Raw genomic sequence first — 24,681 nt, forward strand, 5'->3', positions numbered from 1 at the left:
GAAGCCACAATCATACGGCACTGACACCACACTCGCATGAGTTCAGGCGGTAACTGGATCGCACGTACACACGGTCGGCCGATCGCGAGATCGGAACCAACCGACACAGGGATCTCTCTGTGATAGAGAGTCTCGGTTCGAGTCCGAGAGTCGGCATGAAGGCGGCCAGAGCGGTGGGGCCACACCCGTACCCATTCCGAACACGGAAGTTAAGCCCACCAGCGTACCGGGAAGTACTGGAGTGAGCGATCCTCTGGGAACCGCGGTTCGCCGCCTACCCACTCATACGGGAGCACACTCCCACCCACGCCCAGCGACACCACGTCGCTGGGCTTTTTGCATTTTATACGGAGAGCTATCAGCCTACATGTAGCGTCGCGGTTTTACGGGCGTCGTACCTGCAGTGAGATGTTTGACTGCGGTCTGCTACCGCGGTGAGTCGTTCGTCTCGGGGGGGTCGAGGTGATGGTCGACGACCGTTCCGTCTGGATCGAGCGTGACCGTCCCGAGCGAGATGGTCTCTCCGGGCTCGAAGCGTTCGGCGATGGTGTGGAGCGTCGATTCTTGATCGAGTCGCTCCCAGACGGCGTCGGCGACGAGCGTTTGGAACGACTCTGGATCGGTCCATCCCGAGTCGATCTCCGAGGGAACGTGAACGACGAACTGGAGCTCGGCCTCGGTGAGGTGGATCCCGACACCGAACGTGTCTGCGCACATGCCTCTTGGTTTGTCGGTACCGGGTTAAGTATCGCCGGTCCGTTTCGATCGGAGTGTTCCGACAGGGTATCGCTGTCTTCGGGGACACAGCGGATTCGCGTTCTCGGAGTCGATATTTTCGGCTCAAGGTTCAAATGGATCAGAATAGATGATATCGCATGCACAGGCGCTCTGTCGTCACGTTCGTCGGTGACGACCCGGGCGTGCGCGATCGCGTAGCACGCGCGATCGAGTCCGCGTGGGGTGGATCGCGTGTTCCGGACCTCCGAGCCGTTGGAGCGGCCGAGGTGGTCGGAGCACGCGCGGACGATACCGACCCGTTGCCACTGACAGACGTGTGTGGGATCGTCGCTACCGGTCGTGCAGTGGCAGATGACGCGGTCGCGGAGAACCTCTCTGCGACCCCCGAGGGAGTTCCGGTTATCGTCGTTCTCGAGGAGACGACCGCCGACGGGTTTCGGTCGGCTCTCCGGGCCGGTCCGTCCGATGTCGTCACCGAGGCGGAACTTGACGCCGAAGCCGCCGACGAGGCTGACACTGACGTGCTCACCCAACGGCTCGCAGAGCGGGTCTCGCCGGGCCGGATACGGTTTAGCGTGGACGATGCGGACCGACTCCGTGAAGTGTTGTTGGACGCTGGGTCGACGCTCATGAGTACGCGAACGGACGAGGTCGACACGAAGATAACTTGGACGATGGCGAACGTCGGCGAACACGCCGAAGCCGACCGCATCGTCTGTTACCTCCGTGACGGTGAGACCTTCGATCCGCGGTACGTCTGGTGTCCCGATGGATGCGATACCGCGAGTTGTTCGCTCGACGAATTCCCGCAGCCAGACCGGCTTACCACCTTCGAAAACGTCGTCCATTCGTCTGCTCAGTCGACTGCCGAGCGCCGGATAGACGACTCCGAGAGAGTAGAGAACGAGACTGCGGGCGAGCCGCCCGCGACCGTTCACGTTCCGCTCGTGGCGGACTGGGAGCTGATCGGCGTTCTCTCCGTAGAGACGGACGCGTGGCGCACTTGGATCGAAGAGGAGGTCGACCTGTACCGGACGTTCGCTGACCTGATCGCCCATACGATCGCGCGAAACGATCGGAGACTGGAGATACGGCGACGGACCGAACAGCTCGAACAGTTCAGCTCCGTCGTCTCTCACGACCTCAGAAATCCCCTCAACGTGCTTTCTGGGTACGTGGACATGATCGATGATGAGATCTCTCCGTCGAAACACGCTCCGATGGACCGTGCGATCACGCGGATGGAGACGCTTCTGGACAACTTGCTCATGCTGGCCAAACGCGGTGAGACGATCGGGGAAACGGAGCCGACGCCCGTCTGTCAAGTCGCTGAAGACGCGTGGACATCGATCCGCGCACCGCACGCGACGCTGACGCTCGCGGACGAAATCGGCACTGTGCAGGCTGACCCCCTTCGGCTCCGTCAGCTGTTCGAGAACCTGTTCCGCAATGCCGTCGAACACGGCGGTCCACGGGTCGATATCGAGATCGGTCCCCGAGACGGTGCCGACGGTGTCGGGATGTATATCGCCGACGACGGTCCCGGGGTGTCACCGGACGTGAGTGACTCGCTTTTCGATTCGGGGGTCTCGACTGCAGACAGTTCCGGTATCGGGCTCGCGATCGTCTCTCGGATCGCCGACGCCCACGGTTGGGAAGTCGATGTCACCAACGACGACGGTGCGGTGTTCGACATCTCGTTTGAGGCTCCGACTGCCGTCGAGCCTACCTGACGTTAGAATCTCTGTCTGCGGTAGTCGCCGTCTCGAACCGATCGACAGTACGGCGGTGTCTGTCTCGAAACATGCCCTCGAACCCGACCTTCGCGAAGGGCCCGGCGGCGTCTCCGAGGGGACCGAGCGGCAGGCGGTAGTCGACCGTGTCGACGAGCAGCGTCTGGTCGCCGTCTGCGTAGAAGGCGTGGGTGTGTTCCCACGTCCGAAAGGGGCCTCCCTCCATCTCGTCGACGAACTGCGCGCGTTTTCCGACGGGCTCGTCTCCGTCGGGCGTTCGTTCGACGATCCGTGATGTCCACCGCTGGCGCGGACCGACTCCGAAGGGACGGATCGACATTCGTATTCGGGAGCCTTCGACGAGCAACTCTGGGTCGGCGTTTCCCTCGGGGCCTTCGACCCCGTCGATAGCGAGGTTCATCCAGTCGGGAGTGAGCTCTCGGAGTCCGTCGATCGTCGAGTGAAACGCCCACACCTCGTCGATGGGGGCGGGGATTCGGGTCGTCCGGCGATACGTCGGCATATCGTACGTCACGTTCCGCTCGGACAAAAACCCCTCTTCGGTCGACCGGCTGTCGTGCGGTTCCCCGCTACCGAAACCCCGATACGACCACGTCGCGAGGAGACGTGGTATGGAACGAGGCGCGATCGACATCGCCGATCTTGGCGGACCGTTCGACCTGCAGGCCACGGTCGAGAGCGGTCAGAGCTACCTCTGGAACCGCGCCGACGGCGGCACGTACGACGAACTCCACGCCTACGGCGGAGACGAGTGGTACGAAACGGTCGTCGATCCGATACCCGGTGTCGTCGACGAGCGGGTGCCGCTGCGGGTCAGACAGACCGGTGGCGTTCACGATGGAACGCTTCAGTGGGAATCGTCTATCGACGCCGTTCCGTTCTTGTATCACCTGTTCCGCCTCGACGACGACCTCGACGCGATCCGCGAGTCGACGCCGGACCTTCCGCTCCTCGATCGGGCGTACGACGCCTACGAGGGAATGCGTCTCACGCGCGATCCGGCGTTCCCGTGTCTCGTCTCGTTCATCTGTTCGGCACAGATGCGAGTCGCGCGCATCCACGGAATGCAGCGTCGGCTCCGCACGACGTACGGCGATGTCGTCACGCTCGACGGCGAGGAGTTCCACGCGTTTCCGACGCCGGACCAGCTCGCTTCGCGGACGGAAGACGAACTGCGCGATCTCTCGCTCGGCTATCGGGCCCCCTACGTCCAGCGAACGGCGGAGATGGTCGCTTCCGGTGAGGCCCACCCGCGGGAGGCGGCAGATCTCCCGTACGAGGAGGCTCGCGAGTCGCTGACGCGGTTCGTCGGGGTCGGAGACAAAGTCGCAGACTGCGTGCTGCTGTTCTCGCTCGGGTTCTTGCAGGCGGTGCCACTCGACACGTGGATCCGGACGACTATCGAAGAGTACTATCCCGACTGCGAGCGGGGGAGCTACGCCGAGACGTCGCGTGCGATACGCGACCGGTTCGGCGGTGAGTTTGCCGGCTACGCACAGACGTACGTCTTCTATTACCTCCGGGCTGGCGGTGACTGATCTCGCGGTATCGGCCGAAGTTTCATGCTGGTTCGTGTGGTACGCTGACTCGTGATGGACTGTCGAGTCGTCGTCGAGGCCGCCGTTCCGGTGTACGATGTCGAGACGCCCGATGAAGCGGTCCGAATCGCGATCTCGAAGACCGGAAAGATGCTGAATCCGGACCTCAACTACGTCGAGATCGAGACGGGAACTCGCCGCGCACCGAGCGGTGAAGAGCTTCCGCCAGCGTTCGTCGCGGCCGACGAGGCGCTCGTCGCACTCGAACTCCGAATGGACGTGTTCAACGTCGACCGCACGGAACACGCGAGTCGCGTCGCCAGAAAGGAGATCGGCCAGCGTCTCCGCAACATTCCGTTGGCGGTGCTCGACGTGGAAGTGATCGACGACGATTCGGCCCCTGACGACGGCTCGACCGCCAACGATGGCCCGACGTGAGCGAGCGTTCGCGACGTTCGCGCTGTCTGCGTGACGCGACGGATCGCACTCAACGAGACGCTGTCGTCACTCGGCGGTTGACGAACGACTGCAGTCGGCTGTGAAGAGTCAGTCTGCGGTCGGGGCCAGCGGCTCCGATTCGGATTCGTCCATCGGCTCGGTGATTCCTTCGGTCAGTTTAAAAACAGCGGCTTTGTGGTCGGTCTTCGATTTGTGTATCGATGTCGGCTTCACGCCGAGTTCTTCGTAGGCGTCGAGGTCGATGTCCTCGTTCCAGAATTCGCACTGTTTTCGTACTTCTGCGAGGAGGCCGTGAAGATGGATGAGCTCCTGCTTCTTCATGAGTACCAGTCCTTTGCTACCGGAGGTTTATATTATTATCTTGAGTCACGTTATCATGGGTAGCTCGAATATCACGGCCGTACGGCCACAAACGGGCCGTTCTACGTTATCGATCGATACAGTTCCCGGTATGCGTTTTCGTCACGGACGCGCTTCGACGACCCGATCGGCTCGCTGCCGACCGCGCCGCGTCTCTCCGTTACTGGAACTGTTTGACCGCTTCGAGATCGCGTTCCGTTCGCATGAACTCCGTCAGCCGGCGGGTGGCGTGACAACCGGGGCAGCTAAAGTTCGAACGGAGCTGTTGCAGGTCTGCAGGGTTGTCCTGCCACTCTTTGCCACATTCCGGACAAACGAGTCTGACGAACGCGTCCACCATAGACCGTGGTACACGCTACCGGGTTAAAAACATGCGTGGCGGATCGCGTCCGCGGCCGGCACGCGTCGCCTGATGCGGGGACGCCGGTCACGCCGCGACGCGGTACCGACGCGGCGTTGATTCAAGCGGTGAGCCCCTCGCTCGTCTCGAGCAGTTCCTTGTACCGGTTCCGGATCGTCACCTCCGAGATGTCGGCGACCGCGGACACCTGGCTCTGGGTGACTTTCTCGTTCGAGAGCAGCGCGGCGGCGTAGACGGCAGACGCCGCGAGGCCGACCGGCGACTTCCCGCTCGTGATCCCCGCGCTCTTCGCGGCGTCGAGCAGGTCTCGTGCGAGACGTTGTGTCTCTTCCGTGAGCCCGAGTTTGGAGACGAACCGCGGGACGTAGCTCTCCGGGTCCGCGGGCTGGACGCGTAGCCCGAGTTCGCGGATCACGTATCGGTACGTCCGGGTGAGTTCCATCTTGTCCACCCGGGAGACCGCGGTGAACTCGTCGAGGCTCCGGGGGTTCCCGACCTGTCTGGCGGCGGCGTACAGCGACGCGGTCGCGACCCCCTCGATCGAGCGCCCGGGCAGGAGGTTCTCGCTCAGCGCGCGGCGGTAGATGACGGAGGCCGTTTCACGGACGTTGTCGGGGAGCCCGAGCGCCGAGGCCATGCGGTCGATCTCGCCGAGCGCCTGCTTGAGGTTGCGCTCTTTCGAGTCGCGCGTGCGGAAGCGCTCGTTCCACGTGCGGAGCCGCTGCATCTTCTCGCGCTGACTGCTCGAGAGCGACCGGCCGTAGGCGTCTTTGTCCTGCCAGCCGATGTTCGTCGAGAGCCCCTTGTCGTGCATCATGTTCGTCGTCGGGGCCCCGACCCGCGACTTGCTGTCCCGCTCGCTGGAGTCGAACGCGCGCCACTCCGGCCCGCGGTCGATCCCGTCCTGCTCGACGACGAGCCCGCAGTCGTCACAGACCGTCTCCCCGTGCTCCGTGTCGGTGATGAGCGACCCGCCGCACTCGGGGCAGGTGGTCGTTCGCTCGCCGGCCCGCGTCGCTTCGCTGTCCGACGTCTCTCGGTCGATCGTTCGGTCGTCAACTGTGCGCTCGCGTTCCGTCTCTCCGCTGTAGCTGCGTGTGCGTGTTTCTGTCATAGGTTCTCCGATCGAACTCCCGACAGAAATACTGGTGTCGGGCGCGCCGATTCGTTAACTAACAGTAAGTCTCGAAAGTATATAAATATGTCGCCAGCTTTATTTAGGCTCGCAACAGAATCTACGAGCTAGACGGACAACGCGACGGAATCTGGATCCGCTTCACCTGTCCGCTTCGCTGTCGGACCGGATTCGATTTTGTCGGATGTATATATAGTTTGCTAGTCTCTATCAGTCGCTTCGGTCACCCTTCCACCCACCGGTCTGCCGGCAGGGCGTGCCGTGTTCTCGTCGGCCGATCGGTCGGCCGGGCCTCGGTCAGCGGTTCCGTCCCACGGGGAACCCCACCCTGTCCGGTTCCTCGTTGAACCGCGCGAGTATCCGCGTGTACAATTCGTTTTTGACGCGCTGTCCACGACGCGGGTGTGTGAGGTATCGGAGGCGGAGTTCGACCCACGACTCCGCCTGCCGCACGTTCACCGTGGGTCCATCGTGTACCTCCAGTTCGACAGGCGTCTCTGCGAGCGACTCGCGGTACGCCGCGATCCCGGCCGCCATCTCGTCGCCGAGCAGGTCCGTCGCCTCCTCGACCATCGTCGACCGGGCGAACGCGAGGTCGGTTTCAAAGGAGACCTGGACGGCGATCTCGTTCCAGACGTACGGCGACCCTCCCCCGCCGAAGTTGACGACGTTCGAGGAGAGCACGACGCTGTTCGGCACCGTCACCACGCGACCCGACGGCTGGTTCGTCGTGACGAGATCGCCGCTGATCTCCCACAGCGTCGTCACGAGGAAGTCGACCTCGATCACGTCCCCGTTCGCGTCGCCGATCCGGACCCGATCACCGACGCCGTACGGCTGTTTGGCGGCGATGTACACCCACGCGATCAGCGACAGGAGCGGCTGCTGGAGCGCGAAGGTGACGGCGAAGCCGACGACGCCGAGCGAGAACAACAGCCCGAGCCAGTTGGCCGTCAGCACGGCGAGCGTCGCCACGATCCCGACGAGCCCGAACGCGAGGCGGAGCAGGTTCCGCGTGTTGTGCGCTCGGCGCTTGTTCGTCGAGCGCCACACCAGCCGGACTGCGAGCAGGTAGAGCCCCGAAAGGATCCCGAGGACGCTGCCGACCTGAAGCCCTTTCGCGACCACCGCGTTCGCGGGATAGCCGACGATGTCCGGCCATCCCGTGAGCGGGCCGGCGGCGGTGACGTACGCTCCGACGATCCCGGCCGCGACTCCTCCCAGAACCGTCGCGACCGCCGCGTTGCGTCTCACGCTCGGTGCTCGCGCGCCGCGGTGATAGTCGTTCCGCCGCCCGGCGAGAGTCCCAAAAACACTTCATGGCTCGCCGCGTCCGCCGGATCGCAATGTCCCCGATACTGTTGCAGGGTGCGGCCGGCGTCGTCGCGCTCCTGTTCAGCCTCCTCGTACTGCTCGTACAGCTCGGTATCGTCGTCTGGGTCTACTCCGACGCGCAGAAGCGCAGCGATCAGCCCGCGTTCCTCTGGGGGATCGTCGCGTTCCTCGCACCCCTGCTCGGGTTGGTTCTCTACTTCCTGCTCGGTCGCACCCGCTGACCGGGCTCTCAGACCCCTCGGAGAACGCCGGTCAGTCCGACGGTCTCTGTGACGATCCATCCCACGAACAGCAGGTACGCGACCAAGAGCGCGTACGACTCGGCGGTCGTGAGCCTGAGGTCGGTCCGAAGCAGCGCGAAAAGGAGCACGGTCGCCACGGTGAGGACGCCGAGCATCGGGACTGCAGTGGAGAAGTTGATCTCCGCGCTGCCGACGATCAACACGCCGACGGGGATCGCGACGAGCAGGTCGAACGTGTTCGAGCCGAGGACGTTCCCGAGGCTCGTCGCGCCCCTGTTCTCGCGGGCGGTCCGGACGCTCACCAGCGTGTCGGGGAGGCTCGTCGCGGCCGCCACGACCGTGATGCCGGCGAGAAACTCCGGGACGCCGAACGTCGCCGAGAGCGACTCGACCGACGCGACGAGCCGCTCCACCGTGACGACGATGACGAGCAACCCGGCGGCGAGCTTCGCCCACTCGCGGCGGACGTCGACCCCGGATCGGAGCCGATCCATCGCGGCGTCGTCGACGTCCTGGTACTGAATGAACAGGTAGAGCCCGTACAAAGAAAGCGGGATGACCGCGAGCGGTCGCGTGAGTTCGCCGACGATCGGCTCCGTGGAGACCGGATAGTAGATGACCGCGAGCGCGAAGGTGACGACGAGCGCGGAGACGGCGATCATGTAGAACTGCGCCTCCTTGTAGACGATGGCGCGGCTGGCTTCGAGCGGCTCGTCGGTTCCGAGCCCCGAAAGCGCCGGAATGACGAGGATGTTGAAGATGGCGGACCCGACGAGCGCGCCGACGCCCATGTCGAACACGCCGACCGCGGCCGTGACGAGGACGCTCACGAGTTCCGGGAAGCTGGATCCGATCGCGACGACGACGGACCCCTGCACGACCGCCGGGAGCCCGTAGTAGCCCGAGAGCGTCTCGGCGGACTCCTCTAACCACCCGCTTCCGACCCAGATCGCGACCGTCGCCCCGACGACGACGAGGACGTGAGCGAGCGGCGAGCCGGGGATGGATAGCCCGTCGAGAACGAGCGGAGCGCTGGAAGCGCTCGTCGCGCCGCCCGCGAGCGCTCCGACCATCGACTCACCGGACGTGCTTCCCGGCCAGCTCCCACAGCCGGTCTGCGATCTCGTCGCCGAGCGCCCCGCGGGGCACGCGCCACTCCCAGTTGCCGTCTAGGGTGCCGGGCTCGTTGAACCGGGCGTCGCTCCCGAGTCCGAGCAGGTCTTGAACGGTCGTCATCGCGAGCACCGCCTCGGAGCGCCACACCTCCTCGATTATCTCCCACTCGACGGCGCGGTCGCCGCCCGCGCCGACGTTGTACCGGAAGCAGTCGCGCTGTTGTCCGGGGAGGTCGTCGTAGTAGCCGACCCACGTGTCCGTGTCGTGCGTCGAGGTGTAGCCGACCACTCCTTCGGGGTAGTGCATCGGCTGGTACTGGTTCCCCTCGGTACACCAGTCCGCGTACTGCGGCACGCGCATGCCGGGGAAGCCGAACTCGGCCATCAGATCGTCCATCGCCGGCTCCTCGAAGCCGAGGTCCTCCGCGATGAAGGGGGCCTCCCCGAGCTCGCGCTCGACCGTCTCGAACAGGTCGCGGCCCGGGCCGTCGCGCCACTCGCCGTCGGCCGGGTCGTCGCTGTCGGCGGGGATGGCCCAGTAGGAGACGAACCCGAGGAAGTGGTCGAGCCGCGCCACGTCGGCGAGTTCGAACAGCCGGCGGAACCGCGCCATCCACCAGTCGTAGTCGCGCTCGGCCAGTCGGTCCCAGTCGTACACCGGGTTCCCCCAGCGCTGTCCGTCGTCGCCCGGGTTCGGCGGGACGCCGGCCACCGCGGTCGGGCGACCGCCCTCGTCGAGCCGGAACGCCTCCGGGTTCGCCCACACGTCGGCTGAGTCGAGCGCGACGTAGATCGGCACGTCGCCGACGATCGAGACGCCCTCGTCGTCGGCGACCTCGCGAACCTCGCGCCACTGCCGGTCGAAGGTCCACTGGACGAACTCGCGGTACCGAACCTCCTCGGCGTGGCGCTCGCGCGCCTCGGCCAGCGCGTCCGGGTCGCGGGTCCGCAGGCCCTCGGGCCACTCGGTCCACGTGTCCTCCGGGCGCGACGCCGATATCGCGCGGAACAGCGCGTAGTCGTCGAGCCACGGCTCCCGATCGCAAAAGGCCGCCAGCTCCGCGCGGTCTGACTCCCCGGCCGCCTCGTCGAACCGCTCGAACGCCGTCCGCAACAGCGGCAGCTTGTACTCGCGGACCGCGTCGTACGCGACCCGGTCGTCGGGGAACTCCGGGACCGGTTCGAGGTCCGCCGCGTCGAGCCAGCCGTCGTCGACGAGCCCGGATAGATCGATCAAAAGCGGGTTGCCGGCGAACGCCGACGGCGACTGGTACGGCGACTCTCCGGCCCCGGAGAGCGTCGGCCCGATCGGACAGATCTGCCAGTGGCGGACGTCGGCGTCGCCGAGGAACGAGAGGAACTCGCTCGCCCCGTCGCCGAGGTCGCCGATGCCGTGGTCGCCCGGAAGCGAGGTGAGGTGACAGAACACGCCGCCGGAGCGGTCGAATCGCATACGCCCCCCTGTGGCCCCCACCGACTCAAGGGTTGCGTCCGAGGGTGACGGCGGTCGTCGCCGGCCGTCGCGCTCTCGGTCTCGGCCCCCTCGTCACACCGCTTCGCGAACGACGGCGACCGCGTCGACGCGGATGCGCTCTCGTCCCTCGGCGTCGACGACGACGCACGAGTCGCCGGTGACGAGGTCACGGTCGGCGTGGGCCGTCTCGACCGCGACGCTCGCCGGCTCCGGCGCGAAATTGAGGACGACCACCAGCGACTCGTCGCCGTCGCCGCGGCGGAACGCGACCACGTCCTCGGGATGCACGTCGCCGCTGGCGGCGATCGGCCGCTCGTCGAGGTCGCCGCTCGCGACGTGGTAGTCCAGCCGTTCGAGGTCGCCGTCGGGCCCGAGCGCCGGGTGCGCCTCGCGGACGTCGAGCAGCCGCCTGTAGCGCTCGCGGACCGGCCCGCGGGCGTGGTCCCACGCGATCGCGTCTCTGCGCCCGCGCTGTCCGATCTCCTGTCCGGCGTAGATCATCGGCACGCCGGGGAGGACGAACGTCGCCGCGCCCGCCGCGGCCGCGGCCGCGTCGCCGCACTCGACTCGGTACCGCGTCTCGTCGTGATTCTCGATGTACTGCAGGAAGCCGGCGTGGTCGGGGAACCCTATCTCGGCGCGCTGGTCGATCGCGTCGAGGACGCTCTTCGCCGGCTCCGCGCCTCGACCGACCTGTCTGAGCTGGAAGTACAGCGTCGCGTCGAAGTGGACGTCGAACATCCCCTCGTGGAAGTCGGGGATGTACGGGATCGTCTCGTCCATCAGCAGGAACTCCCGGTCGATGTCTTTCACGCGGTCGCGCAGCTCGCGCCAGAAGGCGTCCGGCACGGCCCACGCCATGTCGCAGCGGAACCCGTCGACGAGCGGGGCCCACTCGTCGATCACGTCGAGGAGGAACCGCCGGACGTGGAGGTTCGCGTGGTTCAGGTTCGCGATGAGCTCCCAGTCGAAGTAGGTGCCCGGCTCGCCGGACTCCTGCCACTCGAAGCGGTCGCGGTACGGCGACTCGGGGTTCCGGTAGGCGTCCTCGAACCACTCGTGGTCGCGGGCGGTGTGGTTGGCGACGAAGTCGAACAGCACGCGCATCCCGTGGTCGTGGGCCGTCTCGACGAGCGCCTCGTAGTCGTCGCGGTCGCCCAGATCGGCGGCGGTGTCGAAGAAGTCGGTGATGTTGTACCCGTGCGGCTTTCCGTCGTGTTGCAGGACCGGCGTGAGCCACAGCGTGTCGACGCCGAGGTCCGCGATCTCGGGGATGCGCTCCGCGAGCGCGTCGAACGCCTCCCCCTCCTCGGCGTCCGAGAACGTCCGGACGTACACCTCGTAGACGGTGGCGTCCGACGCCCACGACGGCGGGTCGTTGAGCCGCACCGTCTCGAACCGCGTCTCGCCGGCCCCGAACGCCCCCTCGTCGAACGCGTCCCCGTCGAACGCTCCCGCGGTCGTCCGCTCGACCGCGACCGCGTCGGCGACGCTGACGCGCGGGTCTTCGCCCGGCGGACGGGCGACGGCGACCGCGTGGACGCGCAGGCGGTCCGGAACCGCCTGCGCGTCCACGCGGAGCGTGCGTCCGTCGTCGGTCAGCCGCATCGCGTCTCGGGGGTTCGTGCGCCCGGTCGACACGGCGGTTTCCACGTCCCGGTCGTCCACGACGAAGGTCACGGCCAGCTCCTCGGCGTCGAGCGCCGACTCCGGGTTCGGCGTCGGCGTCGCGCGGACGACCACTTCGGCGCTGTCCGCGGTCCCGTCGTCCCGCGTTTCGGGGCCGTCGCCGCGCTCCACGGTCGCGTCGAGCCGGATCCGCGGGCGACCCGCTCCCTCGCGGTCCCGGTGGGCGGCGTACCCGCGGTCCGCGGTGTCGTCGGCGTCGCGGTCGCGCAGCGCGGTGCCGCTTCCGCCCGCGACGTCGACGCCCGCGTAGTCGGCGGGGAACGCGCGGACGGTCAGGCGGTGGTCGCCGTCGGGTGCGTCGAGCCCGATCAGGTACCGTCCCGGTACGTCCGGCGTGAACTGCGTCACCGGCTCCGTGCCGACGGTCGCGTCGCTGTCCGGCGGCGCGTCGACGACGCGCCAGGCGTAGCTCGCGTCCGGATCCGGATCGCGCGGAGCCAACTCGGTCGTCTCGCCGGTCGAGAGGAACCGCGGGGGACCGGGGTGGTGCTGGCCGACCCGTGGCGCGTCCGTGTGGGGGTCTCCCTGCCGTGTCATGTCACACCCATCGACGCCCGGGGTCTTCGGTGTTGCTCTTCGATACCCCCGCGAGGCTCCGCTCGACCGTCTCGGTCGTCAAGACTTTTACCGCGGGTATCACAGGGTGACCATGCGACTGCGAACCGCTCTCACAGAGCACGAACGTCGGCGCGGAGAGCGCTATCCGGCGGAGCGTCCCACGACCGCCGGCGCGTTCACGGGCGACGACGGGCGGCTGGTCCACGTCGGACCCGACGGTACCGTCCACGACTGTTCGTACTCCCTGTCGGGAGTCGGCGGGGCCGACCGGCTCCGCATGGGGATCACGGCCGGCCGGGGCGTGCGCTGGCTCGACGAACTCACGACGACCCGGCAGCACTACGACGGCGACACCCCGCTCGTCGAGACCGAGTACGACGCCGGGCGGTACACGATCCACCAGTTCGACCTCGTCGTCAGCGACACGCACCTCACCCACGTCGAGCTCCGCGGCGCGCCGCCCGCCGGGGCGGAGCTCGTCGCCGCCTGCGCGTTCGCGCCGGACATGGTCGAGGGGCGCGTCGGCAACCTCGTCCACGAGTCGGCCGGTCCCGAAGACGGGAGCGTCGTCGAGGTGTATCACCGCACCGAACACGACTTTTTCACCGCCTCGACGGGACTCTCCGCGGCGCACGGCCAGCGCCTCCGGACGATCCCCGAACTCCTCGGCGAGAGCGGCGACGGGTTCCCCCACCGCGGCGAGATAGACCAGCGCGAGGACTCCCGGCTCACCCCCGACGTCGTCATGCGCGCGCCGTTCGAGCGCGACGGGCGCACCGAGCGCGTCACGCTCGCCAGCCGCGCCGTAATGGACCGGCGAGACGCCCGCGACACGGGCGAGGACGCGAAGGACGCGCTCTCGGACGGTCCCGACCGCCAGCGCCGCATCGACGAGATCGCGCGCATCGCGACCGCGTACCCCGACGCCGGTGACCTCCGCGAGGCCGCCGCGGGGCGGGGACCGACCGTTCCCGACGACGTGCCGCGGCGGGACGTCGTCGCGGGCGACCTCCGCACGCTCGACCTCCTCACGGCGGAGTCGGGCGCGCGGATCGCCGCCCCGGAGTTCGACCCCTTCTACTCCACCTCCGGCGGCTACGGCTACACGTGGTTCCGCGACGAGGCTGAGGTGTCGATGGCGCTTCTCGACGCCAGCGAGGAGATCGGGCTCGACGCCGACGAGGACCTCCTCGCGGCGGCCGCCTTCTTCTGTCGGACGCAGGACGCCGACGGCTCGTGGCCCCACCGGGTGTGGGCCGACTCGGGGAAGGTCGCTCCGGGCTGGGCGAACGCGCGGATCGAGGGCGCGAACGGGACCGCGGGTCCGAACGACCAGCTCGACCAGCCCGCCTCCGTCGTCGCGTTCCTCGCACGGCTCCGGCGGACGGCCGACCTCCCCGAGGAGTGGCGCGACCGGATCGACGCCACCGTCGCGGACGCGGTCGCGTTCCTCCGCGAGACCACCGAATCGGACGGACTCCCCCGGCGCTGTCAGAACTGCTGGGAGAACGCGCTCGGCCGGTTCACCCACACCGGTGCGACGTACCTGCGGGCGTTCGCCGCGGTCGCGCGCGCGCCGGTGGACGACGAGACGCGCGTCGCCGCGGCGGCCGCGGCCGACGACGCCCTCGCCGGGCTCGACGAGCGGTTCGACGCCGACACCGGACGCTTCCCGCAGCGCGCGAGCGACGACGGCCGCGACGGCCGCGCGGACGCCAGCACGTTCGCGCTCGCGGGCGCGACGACCGAGTACGCGGCCCTGCGCGACGAGCGCGCGGAGGTCGACGGCGCGCCCACCGACGGGTCGAGCGCGGCGGTCTCGACGGCCGACTTCGAGCGGTTCCTCGACCGCGTTCGGACGCACGTCGGGAACACGATCGACGCGCTCCACCGCGAGACCGCGGACGTCGAGGGGCTCGTCAGGTTCACGGGCGACGACTGGCGGACGGCAGAGCAGGGCGCGGCGAAGGTGTGGTCGCTCGCGACGCTGTGGGGCGTGACGGCGGCGGCCGAGATCGGCGGCCTCGTCGCCGACCGCGGCGGCGACGCCGGCTCGCTTTTCCAAGACGCGAGGAACCTATACTCGCTCTGTGAGTCGGACGGGCCGTTCGTCAACGACGCGGGGCTGTTCGCCGAACAGGTCTTCGACGACGGCGACCTCGACAGCGCGACCCCGCTCGCGTGGTCGCACGCGCTCCGGATCGACGCGACGGTGACGCTCGCCGCACACGGCGCGCTCCCGGTGCCGCACGACCGCCCCACGGGGCCGGACGAGGCCCCGCACTGGACGACGGGGCGGAAGTTCGGCGTCGGAACGCCGGCCGACCACGACGCCGACCGGTCGGTTCCGGTCTGGTACACGCTGACGGAAGGGGCGCTCACCGAGGCGCGGTTCCCGCGGATCGACGTGATGAACGTGCGGACGTTCGACTTCCTCGTCGCCGACCCGGAGACGGGATACACGATCCGGACCTTCGACGAGACGAGCCACGTGACGGCGACCGAGACGGTCGAACGAACGACCGAACCGACCGTCGACGACGCGCTCGCGTACACGCAGACGATCCGCGAGACCGGCGACGGCCACGGCCACCGGTGGACGCTGACCGTCGAGTACGCGGTCGACACCGAGGGGAACGCGATCCTCGCCGACGTGGAGTTCGAGGGCGGCCGCGAGTACGACGTGTACGCGCTCGTCGACACGACGATCACGAACGTCGGGACCAACGACCGCGGCGACCGCGTCGGCGACGAGGAGGGGTACCACCTGTTCGCGCGCAACGACGACGCGGCCGACCGCGACCCGGGCAAACTCGTCGACGACGACGGCGAGTCGTTCGAGGTCGCGCTCGCGCTCGCCAGCGAGGACCGCTTCGACTGGGCCAGCGCGCTCGCGGCCGGCGGCCACGAGGCCGACGCGCTGTTCGGCGAGGGGAAACGCGGCGAGGGAATCGCGGAGGCGGTCGGCAACGTCGTGTTGGCCGGGCTCGTCGGCAGCGGCACGGACGTCTCCGACACGGTCGCGCTCGGATTCGCCGAGGAGGCGGACACCGCGGCCGCGCTCGGCGAGGCGGAGGGTGCCATCTCCCGCGGGTTCGAGACGGTCAGTGACGCCTACGTGGAAACGTGGCGCGACTGGCTCGCCGACCGGTCGTTCCCCGCCTCCGTCGCCGGCGACGTCGACGTGGAGACGCAGTACCGGTTCGCGCTGATGACGCTGGCGGCCGTCGAGGACAAGCGCCACGACGGCGCGGGGATCGCGAGCCCGTCGGTGCCGTGGGGCGAGACCGAGTACGCCGCGGAGGACCGCGGGTACGGCTACAACTTCGTCTGGTCGCGCGACCTCTATCAGGTGTTCACGGCGCTCGTCGAGGTCGGCGAGGTCGACCGCGGAGCCGACGCGCTCGCGTACCTCTACAACACCCAGCAGGACGACGACGGGTTCCTCCCGCAGAACACCTACATCGACGGGCGCACCCGCTGGGGCGGCGAGCAGATGGACAACATCGCGTTCCCCTCCGTGATGGCGTGGCAGCTCCACGAACACGGCGTCGGGTTCGCCGACGCCGAGTACACGTACGACCACGTCCGTCGGTCGCTCGGGTACATCGCGGTCAACGGTCCCGAGACGGCGCAGGAACGCTGGGAAGAGGAGGCCGGGTTCTCGCCGTCGAGCATCGCCGCCGAGATAGCCGGCCTCGTCTGCGGAGCCGCGTTGGCGCTCGCGGAGGCCGACCGGCGCGACGCGCAGGGACGAACCGCGGACGCGGGCGACCTCCTCGACCCCGACGCGCTTCGCGCCGACGCGCTCGCGTGGCTCGCGCTCGCGGACGACTGGACCGATCGCATCGAAGACTGGTGCGCGACCGCGACGGGGACGGAGCGCCACTCGGAGACGCCCTACTACGTCCGGGTCACCGCCGACGGCGATCCCGAGGCCGGCCGACCCCGAACGATCGCCAACGACGGCCCGACGTACGACGAGCGGGAGATTGTCGACGGCGGCTTCCTCGAACTCGTCCGGCTCGGCGTGAAGCCCGCGGACGACGATGTCGTGCGGAACTCAGTCTCGGTCGCCGACGACTCGATCCGCGTCGACACGCCTCACGGCCCCGCCTGGTACCGCTACGTCGGCGACGCGTACGGCGAGATCGCGGCCGGTGACCCGGGCGCGCCGTGGGCCGGAACCGGCGACGGCCGCGGTCGCCTGTGGCCGATCTTCACCGGCGAGCGCGGCGAGTACGAACTCCGCGCGCGCGCCGACGGTCCCGACGGGTTCGGCGGCACCGACGAGGACGCGCTCGAACCCGACGCGCTCTTGGAGACGATGGCCGGGTTCGGTAACTCCGGACGGATGTTACCCGAGCAGGTGTGGGACCGCGAGCACCCGACCGACTACGGCTGGGAGTTCGGCGAGGGAACTGGGGGGGCGACGCCGCTGGCGTGGTCGATGGCCGGGTTCATCCGCCTCGCTCACGGCGTCGACGCCGGCGAGCCGGTCGAGACGCCGTCAGTGGTCCGCGACCGCTACGTCGAACGCGACCGGCCCGAGGGCCCTTCGATCGACGCGACGGCCGAGTTCGTCGCCGACGACCTCGTGATAACCGGTGAGACGACCGCCGACGTGGTCGCCGTCCACACGCCGGCCGGAGCGACCCTCGCGACCCCGCGAGACGGCTCGTTCGAGGTCCTGCTCGACCCCGACATCGACGCGCACGGTATCACCGTCGCTGCCGCGGCGACCGGAGGGGCCGCCGACCTCGACATCGCGGACGCCGACAGCGACCATCCCCTCGGCGGGCTTCGCGACGTCGGCACCGCGGTCGAACGGATCCGGCTATAGACGGGCCGGCCGCGCTCATCGCCGATCTGTCTCCGTTCACCCCAGCGCGACCACGTCGACCTCGTGGTCCGTCCCGCCCTTGTCTCCCTCGCCACTGTCGCCCTCGCCTCCACTGCCCTCGCCTCCACTGCCCTCGCCTCCACTGCCCTCGTCTTCGCGGCCGACGTCGAGCGTCACCGCGTCGGTGAGCGACTCGCGGACGCGCTCGCGCCACGCCTCGACCGCTTCACCGTGACGTCGGCGTCGCGTCTCCACGTCCGCGTCCGGGTGCTCCTCCGCCGTCTCGTCGACCTCCGGATACGTCGGGGCGTCTTCGACTAGGTCCCGAGGGTCGACGTGGATCGCTCCCGGTTCGGCCGTCGATCCGTCCGGTTCGGCCGTCGCTCCCCCGACCGCCGTTCCCGACGCGTCCGCCGCGTGCAGCCGCGCTCGCATCCGTCCGGAGAAGGGCGGCGTCACCCGGAGGACGACCTCGCGGTCGGTCCGGAGCGTCGCCTCCAGCGCGTTCGCCACGTCCTCTCGGTGAACTGCGATCGACCGGATTCTGGTCGGGTCCGCGGTGTCGTCGGTCATTGTCAGTCGTCGCCCCCCGACCACTCGGCGTCCGAGAGCGTTCGCTGGACCGCCTCCTCGCCGACGGCCCCGGCGAGGTGTTCGAACCCCGCCCGGACCCCGCGGTCGCTCGCGTTCGCGACGAGCCGCGAGACGATGAACTCCGGCGTCGACTTCCCGACGGTGCCGAACCGCGGCTGGTAGTCGACGCGCAACTCGAGGTCGCCGGTGAGCCCCTCCGCGAAGATCCCGTCGATTCGGGCGGCCTCGGGCAGCGGGCTGAGGTCGTCCGCGAGGTGCGTCACGTACACTCCGAGCGCGCCGCGGTCGGCGGTGAGCGTGACGAGGCCGTTCAGCAGGTCGGCGGCGCGGCCGGGCTCCGTGATAGCCTCGAACTCGTCGACGAGCATGAGCGTCCGTCCGTCCTCGACGAGCGGCGGGACCACGGACTTCAGTGTCGACTCCAGCACGCCGGCGTTGAACGAGGCGTGCCGCCGGTGGAAGACGATCCGGTCGAACGAGCCCACTTCTGCCGCGTCCGCCGGCACCGGGAGCCCCATCGACGCGAGCAGCGCGACCGCACACAGGGTTTCGAGCAGAGTCGTCTTCCCGCCCGAGTTCGCCCCCGTGAGCACGCTCACCCGGTCGCCGCTCGGCGGCGCCTCCGTCGCAGCAACGCCCGCGCCGTCCGCGAGCGAGTGCGACCCGACCCCGTACGACACCGGCTGAACGTCGCCCGAGACGAAGAGGTTGCGAGCGTTTCTGACCGCGATCCCGTCGTCGACGAGCCGCGGCCGAACGAGATCCCGTTCGGCCGCGAACCGTCCGAGCGACAGCAGGAACGCGGCGTCCGCTACCGCCCCGGCTGCGCGGGACACGTCGCTTTCGCCGCCGGCCTGCTCGTCGTCGCCGGCGTTCCCGCCGTCCCCTGCGCTTCCGCTGTCGCCTGCACTTCCGCCGTCGCCGGCGTCTCCGCCGTCGTCCGTCGCCTCTGCGCCGATCCGCGCTCGGATGTCGGCGGCCACGGTCGCCTCGCGCTCCTCGACGGCCGCCTCCAGCTCCGCTTCGAGGTCGCGGAGCGTGGCCGAGACGAAGTCGGCGGCGTCGAGAGCGTCGTCGGGCGCGGCCGCCCGCACCCGCGCCCTGTCGACGCCGGTCTCCGCGGCGACGTGGTCGATCGTCGCCGACTGCAGGGCCTCGAAGTCTCGCAGCGAGCCGTCTCTGACCGACTCCAACACGTCGAACGCGGCGTCCGACAGGTCGCGCGCGGCCGAGAGCTGCTCGCGCCGCCGGTCCAGTTCGTCGTCAGCGCCCCGAGCCACGTCGATGTCGGCGTCCGGTCCGGGGTCGATCGCGCCCCGAACGTCGGCGAGCGCGTCGGCCGCGTCGCGGAGCGTCTCGCCGTCGAGCGCGCCGATCGCCGCGAAGGGTCCGGACGTAACATCTGCCTCTCGCAGGGCGATCGCCGTCTCGACCGCGGCGCGGTCTCCTCCCCCCGCCTCGTCGTACGCGTCGAAGGCCGCGACGACCCGCTCGCGCGCTGCGTCGTCGAGCCCGGCCCACGTCTCGCGTGCGGCCGTGACGTCGTCGAGTCGGGCCTCCACGGCGTCCCGGTCTGCGAGCGGCGTCAGCACTCGAATCCGGTCCGCGGCGTGCGCGGTAAGCGCCCCGCCGGCCGCCAACGCGAGGAGGTCGTCGTACACGGAGCGCGTGTCGCTCGTCGCGAGCACGTCCATCCCGGCCTCGCCGTTCGCGCGGCGGAGGATTCGGGTCGCACGCCCCCGGTGGAGTCCGGCGTCGACGAGCGCGCGCACGTCGGCCGACTCGACCGCCTCGATCGCCCGCTCAGTACCGAGGGAGTCGGCGAGCTGCTCGCTCGTCTTCGGTCCGATCCCCCAGTAGTCCTCGAGTCGCATATCCCGTGGTGTCGCCCCGGCGTCTTTGCGCTTTCGTCGCCGCGACCGCCGTCGTCGTCTCGCTGCACCAATATATGTGCAGTAGTTCCATGACCTCACTCAAGCACGGTTCCCGAACGAGTACGACGACGAGCGGTGAGCCGCCGCTTCCGTCGAGAATCTCATCGCGCTGCTTGAAGGACGTTCGGATCGGCCGAGTCGACCCGCGACTCACCGCCGCCGCGTCGGTCGAGCGGCGTCGCACGAAAACGTATGTATACGTTATCGATGGTTGGAGAGGGGTTCTGGAAATATTGTATTGTACGCTTCAGACACAACTGTTATATCGTCCAACCGGGTAGTGATCCTCGTCCAGAAATGTGCAACACTCGAATTACCGATCGCGGTCACCGGAGGACGAACTGATGCCCGGGCTCGAAGTTCCGACGTGGGACCCGGAGACGGCCATGCTCATCGGCGCGATCCTGTTAGAGGCTATCGTGTTATACGTCGGCTACGCCGGCCTCGAACGGCTCGTCGGACGCCGTCTCATGGAGTTCTTGGTCGGGGGTGACTCCGATGCTCGGTAGCGTGATCGGGGCGGTAAGCGGCTCGCCCGAGACGGTCGCGCTCTTCGTCGGGTTCGGGCTCGTCGTCGGTCTCCTCTTCGGGTTCTTCGGGATGGGCGGGTCGTTCCTCGTGACGCCCGCGCTGTTGATGTTGGGCTATCCGGCCTCCGTCGCGGTCGGGAGCGGGATGGCGTTCGTGTTCGGGACGGCGGTCATCGCGACGCTCAAACACCACGACCTCGGGCAGGTCGACTACAAGCTCGGCGCGATCATGATCGCCGGGACGACGATCGGTATCGAGGTCGGCCGCGCGAGCGTGTTCTACCTCGAATCGCTCGGACTCGCCGGCGGCGTGATAAGCGTGGTCTACGTGTTCTTACTCGGCGGTATCGGTCTCATGGTCACGCGAGACGCCCTGTCGGGCGACAGCGACGGCGGTATCGATCACGACGCGGACGGTGACGAGGACCTGAGCGAGTACGATATCCCCGAGATCGCGACGCGGATCCAAGAGACGGTCCGGATCCCGCCGATGGTCACGCTTCGCGGTGACGTCCGCGTCTCCGTGTGGGTGATCACGGCCGTCGCCTTCTCGACCGGCGTCTTATCCGGGTTCCTCGGCGTCGGCGGCGGCTTCATCCGGATGCCGGCGATGATCTACGCGATCGGCGTTCCGGCCCCCGTCGCTGTCGGGACCGACCTCTTCGAGATCGTCTTCTCCGGCGGCATCGGCAGCTACCTCTACGGCCAGAGCGGCGGCGTGGACCTGAGCATCGTCGCCCCGCTCCTGTTCGGGAGCGCGCTCGGCGCGCGCATCGGCTCCGCCGCGACCGCCGTCGTCGACGCCGACGACATCAAGGTGTACTTCGGCGGGATGCTGCTCGCCGGCTCCGTCGCGGTCGGCGTCGGCGAAGTCGGTTCGTACCTCGGCAACGAGCTGTTAGAGACGGTCGGCCTGTTCCTCGTCATCGGGGCCGCGGTCGCCGTGGCCGGCGCGATCGTCTTCAGCACGCTCCGGACGCTGCGGTCGACCCGCGGACGCGTGACCGCGACGACCGACTGACACCGGCTCGATCGCTAGTTTTCGCCCGGCGTCCACTCCGCGTCGAGTTCGCGGTGCGTGTACGGCAGCGCGTCCTCGCCGCTGTAGCTCGCCACGAGGTGCCCGTCGCCTTCGAGGTAGTACTTGTACGTCGTCAGCCCCTCCAGCCCGACCGGACCGCGCGCGTGGACCTTCCCCGTCGAGATGCCGACCTCCGCGCCCAGCCCGTACCGGTAGCCGTCGGCGAACCGCGTCGAGGCGTTGTGGAACACGCTCGCGGCGTCGATCCCGGTCATGAACGCCTCGGCGGCCGCGTCGTCCGCGGTGACGATCGACTCCGTGTGTTTCGATCCGTGGGAGTTGACGTGGGCTATCGCCTCGTACACGTCGTCGACGACGGCGATCGACAGTTCGAGGTCGCCGTACTCGGTGTCCCAGTCGTCCGCGGTCGCCGCCCCGACGTCGACGACTTCCCGAACCGCGTCGTCTCCGCGGAGCTCGACGCCCGCGTCCTCGTAGCGCTCGACGAGGTCGGGGAGGAACTCGGCCGCGACCGACTCGTTCACGAGGAGCGTCTCGACCGCGTTACACACCGCCGGGTACTGGACCTTCGCGTCGAAGGCGACGTCTTCTGCCATCTCTAGGTCCGCCGCCTCGTCGACGTAGACGTGACAGATACCCTCCGTGTGACCGAGCACCGGGATCTGCGTGGTGTCCTGGATGTACGAGACGAACTCGGAGGAGCCCCGCGGCATCACGAGGTCGATCTGGTCGTCGAGTTCGAGGAGCCGGTCGACCTCCTCGTGGGCCTCGACCAGCCCGGCCCAGCCGTCCGGGATATCGGCGATGTCCGCGGTCGCGTCCTCGATAATCCGATGGAGGACACGGTTCGACTCGCTCGCCTCGCTGCCGCCCTTGAGGATGACCGCGTTGCCGGACTTCAGCGCGAGCGCCGCGATCTGGACCAGCGCGTCCGGCCGCGACTCGAACACCGTGGCCACGACGCCGAGCGGGACCGACACGCGGTACAGGTCGAGCCCCTCGTCGAGTTCGCGGGCCGCGAGCGTCCGCCCGAGAGGGTCGTCCTGTTCGGCGACCGACTCGACCATCTCCGCGATATCCTCGATCTTCGCCGCGTCGAGCTTCAGTCGGTCGACGAGCGCCTGCGTGTACTCGCCCTGCGCCAGCAGGTCCTCGGCGGCGGCCACGTCGCGGGCGTTGGCGTCGAGGATCGCCGCCTCCTCCTCGCGGAGCGCGTCGGCGATCGACCGGAGCGCCTCGTTCCGCGCCGCCTCGTCGACGTTCGCGAGACGCAACGCGGCGCGCTGAGAGTCTCGAACCAGTTCGTCCGTGTCGCGCTCGACCGCTGTCGTGTCACTCATCGGTCTCACCAGTGGATGGGACGAATAGCGTGCCCGCGGATTTACCGGCTGCGATCCGCGCTAAGACGTCCGGCTCGGCCGATCCGGCGATGATCGCCGGACAACCGCTCTCTGCGACGTCGCGCGCGCCCTCCACTTTCGTCTGAATTCCGCCGAAGTCGGTGGTCGTGCTGTCGCCGATGACGGCTCGCACGTCGTCGTAGTTTGACCCGACGGCCTCGATCACCGACGCGTCGGAGTCCCGCTTCGGGTTCCCGGTGTACACGCCGGCCACGTCGGTCAGCGTGACGAGCAAGTCGACGTCGAGCGCGAGTGCGACCGACGCCGACAGCATGTCGTTGTCGCCGATCCGCAGCTCGTCCGTCGCCACCGCGTCGTTCTCGTTTATGACGGGGACGACACCCCACTCCAGCAGCGTCTCGACCGTGTTTCGGACGTTTCGCAGCCGCTCGGGGCTGTCGAGGTCTTTCCCCGTCACCAGTATCTGTGCGACCGTCTGGTCGTACCGGTCGAAGCTCTGCGTGTAGTGACGCATCAGGAGGCTCTGTCCGACCGTCGAGAGCGCCTGACTCTCCTCTATCTCGTCGGTGTCGCGGTCGAGGTGCGTCTGTTCGAGGTGGCCGATACCGGCCCCTACCGCGCCCGAGGAGACGAGGACGACCTCCTTGCCCTCCCGGCGCAGGTCCATCACGTCGGCGACCAGCTTGTCCAGTTTGACCCGGTCGAGCTTCGAGTCCTCGTCTGTGAGGGAGTTGGTCCCCGCCTTCACCACGACGCGGTCGGCCGCGGCCGCCGCCTTGCGGGCGCGCTCGACGTCGTCCGGATCGACCGCCGCCACCGCCGACTCACTCGTCATCGAACGCCTCCGCCAGTTCCCGCGAGCGCTCTTCGGCCGCCGCCACGGCGTCTGCGACCGCCGCGTCGGCGTCGCTGTCCCAGAGCACCTCCATCCCCTCGATGGTCGTCCCGTTGGGCGAGCAGACCGCGTCGATCAGCTCGTCCACGCTCCGGTCGTCGCGGAGGACCGTCTCCGCGGCCCCCTTGAACGTCTGCGCGGCGAGCGTCTCGGCCTGCTCCGGGTCGAGGCCGCCGTCGATACCGCCCTGTTTCATCGCGTCGATGAGGTAGAACGCGAACGCGGGGCCGCTCCCGTTGACCGCCGTCGCGACGTCCATCAGCGACTCCTCGATCTCGACGAACTCGCCGACGGCGTTCAGCAGGTCTCTGACCTCGTCCGTGAGCCCGTCCGTCGTCGCCGCCGCGGCCATGTCGCCGGTCTCGGCCGCGAGGTTGGGCATGATCCGAACCACGGTCGCAGCCGTCCGCTCGGCGACGAACTCTCGGGGGAGTCCCGCGGCCAGTGTCACGAGCTGCTGGTCCGCCGAGAGGTCGAGGTCGTCGAGCACCGGCTCGGCGATGTCGGGTTTCACCGCGAGGACGACGATGTCGGCGTCCGCCGTGCCCGCGTCGACGTCGTCCGTCGTCTCGTCGGCCGCGTCCGCGACGCTCGCGCGCGCCTCCGGGTCGAGATCGATCGCGGTCAGGCGATATCCGTCGGTCCGGGCGAGCCCGCGCAGGAGGGCACCCCCCATGTTGCCACAGCCGATAACGCTCACGCGTGTCATGTTGCCTGTAGAGAG

Annotated in this window: 21 protein-coding genes and 1 rRNA gene; 8 read left to right on the forward strand and 14 right to left on the reverse strand. The window is 68.6% G+C overall.

All coding sequences use genetic code 11. The features are described from left to right. Positions 1-157: 157 nt before the first annotated feature. Positions 158-279 (forward strand): 5S ribosomal RNA (rrf, locus tag NO930_RS08625). 147 nt (positions 280-426) lie between these two features. Here rrf and NO930_RS08630 read toward each other — a convergent pair. Further along, on the reverse strand, positions 427-717 hold the full coding sequence (locus NO930_RS08630) for a DUF8124 family protein (RefSeq protein ID WP_256403162.1): 291 nt from the start codon (positions 715-717) through the stop codon (positions 427-429). A gap of 158 nt (positions 718-875) precedes the next feature. Here NO930_RS08630 and NO930_RS08635 point away from each other — a divergent pair, with 158 nt between their 5' ends. After that, entirely contained in the window at positions 876-2,471 is a 1,596-nt protein-coding gene (locus NO930_RS08635; RefSeq protein ID WP_256403163.1) for a GAF domain-containing sensor histidine kinase, read from the forward strand. Here the strand turns inward: NO930_RS08635 and NO930_RS08640 are convergent. Next, positions 2,464-2,994 carry an SRPBCC family protein gene (locus NO930_RS08640; RefSeq protein WP_137783852.1) on the reverse strand — a complete coding sequence of 177 codons (531 nt, stop codon included), beginning with the start codon at positions 2,992-2,994 and terminating at the stop codon, positions 2,464-2,466. The two genes, NO930_RS08635 and NO930_RS08640, sit on opposite strands and share 8 nt — an antisense overlap. Positions 2,995-3,103: 109 nt before the next feature. Between NO930_RS08640 and NO930_RS08645 the strand changes: the two genes are divergently transcribed. Both NO930_RS08645 and NO930_RS08650 read left to right on the forward strand, forming a co-directional pair. After that, entirely contained in the window at positions 3,104-4,030 is a 927-nt protein-coding gene (locus NO930_RS08645; RefSeq protein ID WP_137783851.1) for a DNA-3-methyladenine glycosylase family protein, read from the forward strand. A 54-nt stretch (positions 4,031-4,084) separates the two neighbouring features. Next, positions 4,085-4,468: a DUF555 domain-containing protein gene (locus tag NO930_RS08650; RefSeq protein ID WP_256403164.1), complete on the forward strand. Its 384-nt coding sequence runs from the start codon at positions 4,085-4,087 to the stop codon at positions 4,466-4,468. A 108-nt stretch (positions 4,469-4,576) separates the two neighbouring features. Here NO930_RS08650 and NO930_RS08655 read toward each other — a convergent pair whose 3' ends face one another. The 4 genes from NO930_RS08655 to NO930_RS08670 form a co-directional block, all read right to left on the reverse strand. Then, entirely contained in the window at positions 4,577-4,810 is a 234-nt protein-coding gene (locus NO930_RS08655; protein ID WP_127117638.1) for a UPF0058 family protein, read from the reverse strand. A gap of 199 nt (positions 4,811-5,009) precedes the next feature. Further along, the gene (locus NO930_RS08660) at positions 5,010-5,189 is read right to left on the reverse strand and encodes a DUF7836 family putative zinc-binding protein (RefSeq protein ID WP_137784520.1); all 180 of its coding nucleotides are present in this window, start codon (positions 5,187-5,189) and stop codon (positions 5,010-5,012) included. Positions 5,190-5,310: 121 nt separating this feature from the next. Then, positions 5,311-6,324, reverse strand: coding sequence for a transcription initiation factor IIB (locus NO930_RS08665; protein ID WP_256403165.1), 1,014 nt, complete (start codon positions 6,322-6,324; stop codon positions 5,311-5,313). Between the two features lie 318 nt (positions 6,325-6,642). Then, a complete protein-coding gene (locus NO930_RS08670; protein ID WP_137784337.1) occupies positions 6,643-7,599 on the reverse strand; it encodes a mechanosensitive ion channel family protein in 957 nt (318 codons plus the stop codon). A 92-nt stretch (positions 7,600-7,691) separates the two neighbouring features. Here NO930_RS08670 and NO930_RS08675 point away from each other — a divergent pair, with 92 nt between their 5' ends. Then, positions 7,692-7,901 (forward strand): PLDc N-terminal domain-containing protein, encoded by a 210-nt coding sequence (locus tag NO930_RS08675; protein ID WP_256403166.1) that lies wholly within the window; start codon positions 7,692-7,694, stop codon positions 7,899-7,901. A gap of 8 nt (positions 7,902-7,909) precedes the next feature. On the opposite strand, the gene NO930_RS08680 is transcribed toward NO930_RS08675, so the two are convergent. The 3 genes from NO930_RS08680 to malA form a co-directional block, all read right to left on the reverse strand. Next, positions 7,910-8,995, reverse strand: a complete 1,086-nt coding sequence (locus NO930_RS08680; RefSeq protein WP_256403167.1) for a sodium:calcium antiporter — start codon at positions 8,993-8,995, stop codon at positions 7,910-7,912. A gap of 4 nt (positions 8,996-8,999) precedes the next feature. Then, positions 9,000-10,490, reverse strand: a complete 1,491-nt coding sequence (gene malQ / locus NO930_RS08685; RefSeq protein WP_256403168.1) for a 4-alpha-glucanotransferase — start codon at positions 10,488-10,490, stop codon at positions 9,000-9,002. 93 nt (positions 10,491-10,583) lie between these two features. Continuing rightward, entirely contained in the window at positions 10,584-12,737 is a 2,154-nt protein-coding gene (malA, locus tag NO930_RS08690; protein ID WP_256403169.1) for an alpha-amylase MalA, read from the reverse strand. Positions 12,738-12,849: 112 nt separating this feature from the next. On the opposite strand from malA, the gene NO930_RS08695 reads away from it, so the two are divergent. After that, positions 12,850-17,601, forward strand: coding sequence for a DUF7997 domain-containing protein (locus NO930_RS08695; protein WP_256403170.1), 4,752 nt, complete (start codon positions 12,850-12,852; stop codon positions 17,599-17,601). 36 nt (positions 17,602-17,637) lie between these two features. On the opposite strand, the gene NO930_RS08700 is transcribed toward NO930_RS08695, so the two are convergent. Both NO930_RS08700 and NO930_RS08705 read right to left on the reverse strand, forming a co-directional pair. Continuing rightward, positions 17,638-18,174 (reverse strand): DUF8009 family protein, encoded by a 537-nt coding sequence (locus NO930_RS08700; protein WP_256403171.1) that lies wholly within the window; start codon positions 18,172-18,174, stop codon positions 17,638-17,640. Between the two features lie 2 nt (positions 18,175-18,176). Continuing rightward, complete coding sequence (locus NO930_RS08705; protein WP_256403172.1) at positions 18,177-20,069, reverse strand: MutS-related protein; 1,893 nt, start codon at positions 20,067-20,069, stop codon at positions 18,177-18,179. A gap of 404 nt (positions 20,070-20,473) precedes the next feature. Here NO930_RS08705 and NO930_RS08710 point away from each other — a divergent pair, with 404 nt between their 5' ends. Both NO930_RS08710 and NO930_RS08715 read left to right on the forward strand, forming a co-directional pair. After that, on the forward strand, positions 20,474-20,638 hold the full coding sequence (locus NO930_RS08710; protein ID WP_199242300.1) for a DUF7512 family protein: 165 nt from the start codon (positions 20,474-20,476) through the stop codon (positions 20,636-20,638). Beyond that, the gene (locus tag NO930_RS08715) at positions 20,628-21,680 is read left to right on the forward strand and encodes a sulfite exporter TauE/SafE family protein (RefSeq protein ID WP_256403173.1); all 1,053 of its coding nucleotides are present in this window, start codon (positions 20,628-20,630) and stop codon (positions 21,678-21,680) included. Before NO930_RS08710 ends, NO930_RS08715 begins: the two co-directional genes overlap by 11 nt. Positions 21,681-21,694: 14 nt before the next feature. Here the strand turns inward: NO930_RS08715 and NO930_RS08720 are convergent, their stop codons facing one another. From NO930_RS08720 to proC, 3 genes are read right to left on the reverse strand one after another with little or no spacing between them, the layout of a single operon-like run. Further along, positions 21,695-23,041: a glutamate-5-semialdehyde dehydrogenase gene (locus tag NO930_RS08720; RefSeq protein ID WP_256403174.1), complete on the reverse strand. Its 1,347-nt coding sequence runs from the start codon at positions 23,039-23,041 to the stop codon at positions 21,695-21,697. Next, on the reverse strand, positions 23,034-23,897 hold the full coding sequence (proB, locus tag NO930_RS08725; RefSeq protein ID WP_256403175.1) for a glutamate 5-kinase: 864 nt from the start codon (positions 23,895-23,897) through the stop codon (positions 23,034-23,036). Before proB ends, NO930_RS08720 begins: the two co-directional genes overlap by 8 nt. After that, positions 23,887-24,666, reverse strand: a complete 780-nt coding sequence (gene proC, locus NO930_RS08730) for a pyrroline-5-carboxylate reductase (RefSeq protein ID WP_256403456.1) — start codon at positions 24,664-24,666, stop codon at positions 23,887-23,889. The genes proB and proC overlap by 11 nt, the downstream gene beginning before the upstream one ends. Between the last annotated feature and the right edge of the window lie 15 nt (positions 24,667-24,681).

Source organism: Halorubrum salinum, assembly GCF_024494575.1.
Classification (GTDB): domain Archaea; phylum Halobacteriota; class Halobacteria; order Halobacteriales; family Haloferacaceae; genus Halorubrum; species Halorubrum salinum.

What these genes read in the sequence shown, in the direction of transcription:
- NO930_RS08650 (WP_256403164.1), top strand. Translation starts at nt 4,085, where the DNA reads ATGGACTGTCGAGTCGTCGTCGAGGCCGCCGTTCCGGTGTACGATGTC.
- NO930_RS08675 (WP_256403166.1), top strand. Translation starts at nt 7,692, where the DNA reads ATGTCCCCGATACTGTTGCAGGGTGCGGCCGGCGTCGTCGCGCTCCTG.
- malQ (WP_256403168.1), bottom strand. Translation starts at nt 10,490, where the DNA reads ATGCGATTCGACCGCTCCGGCGGCGTGTTCTGTCACCTCACCTCGCTT.
- NO930_RS08700 (WP_256403171.1), bottom strand. Translation starts at nt 18,174, where the DNA reads ATGACCGACGACACCGCGGACCCGACCAGAATCCGGTCGATCGCAGTT.
- NO930_RS08645 (WP_137783851.1), top strand. Translation starts at nt 3,104, where the DNA reads ATGGAACGAGGCGCGATCGACATCGCCGATCTTGGCGGACCGTTCGAC.
- NO930_RS08640 (WP_137783852.1), bottom strand. Translation starts at nt 2,994, where the DNA reads ATGCCGACGTATCGCCGGACGACCCGAATCCCCGCCCCCATCGACGAG.
- proC (WP_256403456.1), bottom strand. Translation starts at nt 24,666, where the DNA reads ATGACACGCGTGAGCGTTATCGGCTGTGGCAACATGGGGGGTGCCCTC.
- NO930_RS08705 (WP_256403172.1), bottom strand. Translation starts at nt 20,069, where the DNA reads ATGCGACTCGAGGACTACTGGGGGATCGGACCGAAGACGAGCGAGCAG.
- NO930_RS08710 (WP_199242300.1), top strand. Translation starts at nt 20,474, where the DNA reads ATGCCCGGGCTCGAAGTTCCGACGTGGGACCCGGAGACGGCCATGCTC.
- NO930_RS08660 (WP_137784520.1), bottom strand. Translation starts at nt 5,189, where the DNA reads ATGGTGGACGCGTTCGTCAGACTCGTTTGTCCGGAATGTGGCAAAGAG.
- NO930_RS08635 (WP_256403163.1), top strand. Translation starts at nt 876, where the DNA reads ATGCACAGGCGCTCTGTCGTCACGTTCGTCGGTGACGACCCGGGCGTG.
- NO930_RS08720 (WP_256403174.1), bottom strand. Translation starts at nt 23,041, where the DNA reads ATGAGTGACACGACAGCGGTCGAGCGCGACACGGACGAACTGGTTCGA.
- malA (WP_256403169.1), bottom strand. Translation starts at nt 12,737, where the DNA reads ATGACACGGCAGGGAGACCCCCACACGGACGCGCCACGGGTCGGCCAG.
- NO930_RS08695 (WP_256403170.1), top strand. Translation starts at nt 12,850, where the DNA reads ATGCGACTGCGAACCGCTCTCACAGAGCACGAACGTCGGCGCGGAGAG.
- NO930_RS08655 (WP_127117638.1), bottom strand. Translation starts at nt 4,810, where the DNA reads ATGAAGAAGCAGGAGCTCATCCATCTTCACGGCCTCCTCGCAGAAGTA.
- NO930_RS08680 (WP_256403167.1), bottom strand. Translation starts at nt 8,995, where the DNA reads ATGGTCGGAGCGCTCGCGGGCGGCGCGACGAGCGCTTCCAGCGCTCCG.
- NO930_RS08715 (WP_256403173.1), top strand. Translation starts at nt 20,628, where the DNA reads ATGCTCGGTAGCGTGATCGGGGCGGTAAGCGGCTCGCCCGAGACGGTC.
- NO930_RS08630 (WP_256403162.1), bottom strand. Translation starts at nt 717, where the DNA reads ATGTGCGCAGACACGTTCGGTGTCGGGATCCACCTCACCGAGGCCGAG.
- proB (WP_256403175.1), bottom strand. Translation starts at nt 23,897, where the DNA reads ATGACGAGTGAGTCGGCGGTGGCGGCGGTCGATCCGGACGACGTCGAG.
- NO930_RS08665 (WP_256403165.1), bottom strand. Translation starts at nt 6,324, where the DNA reads ATGACAGAAACACGCACACGCAGCTACAGCGGAGAGACGGAACGCGAG.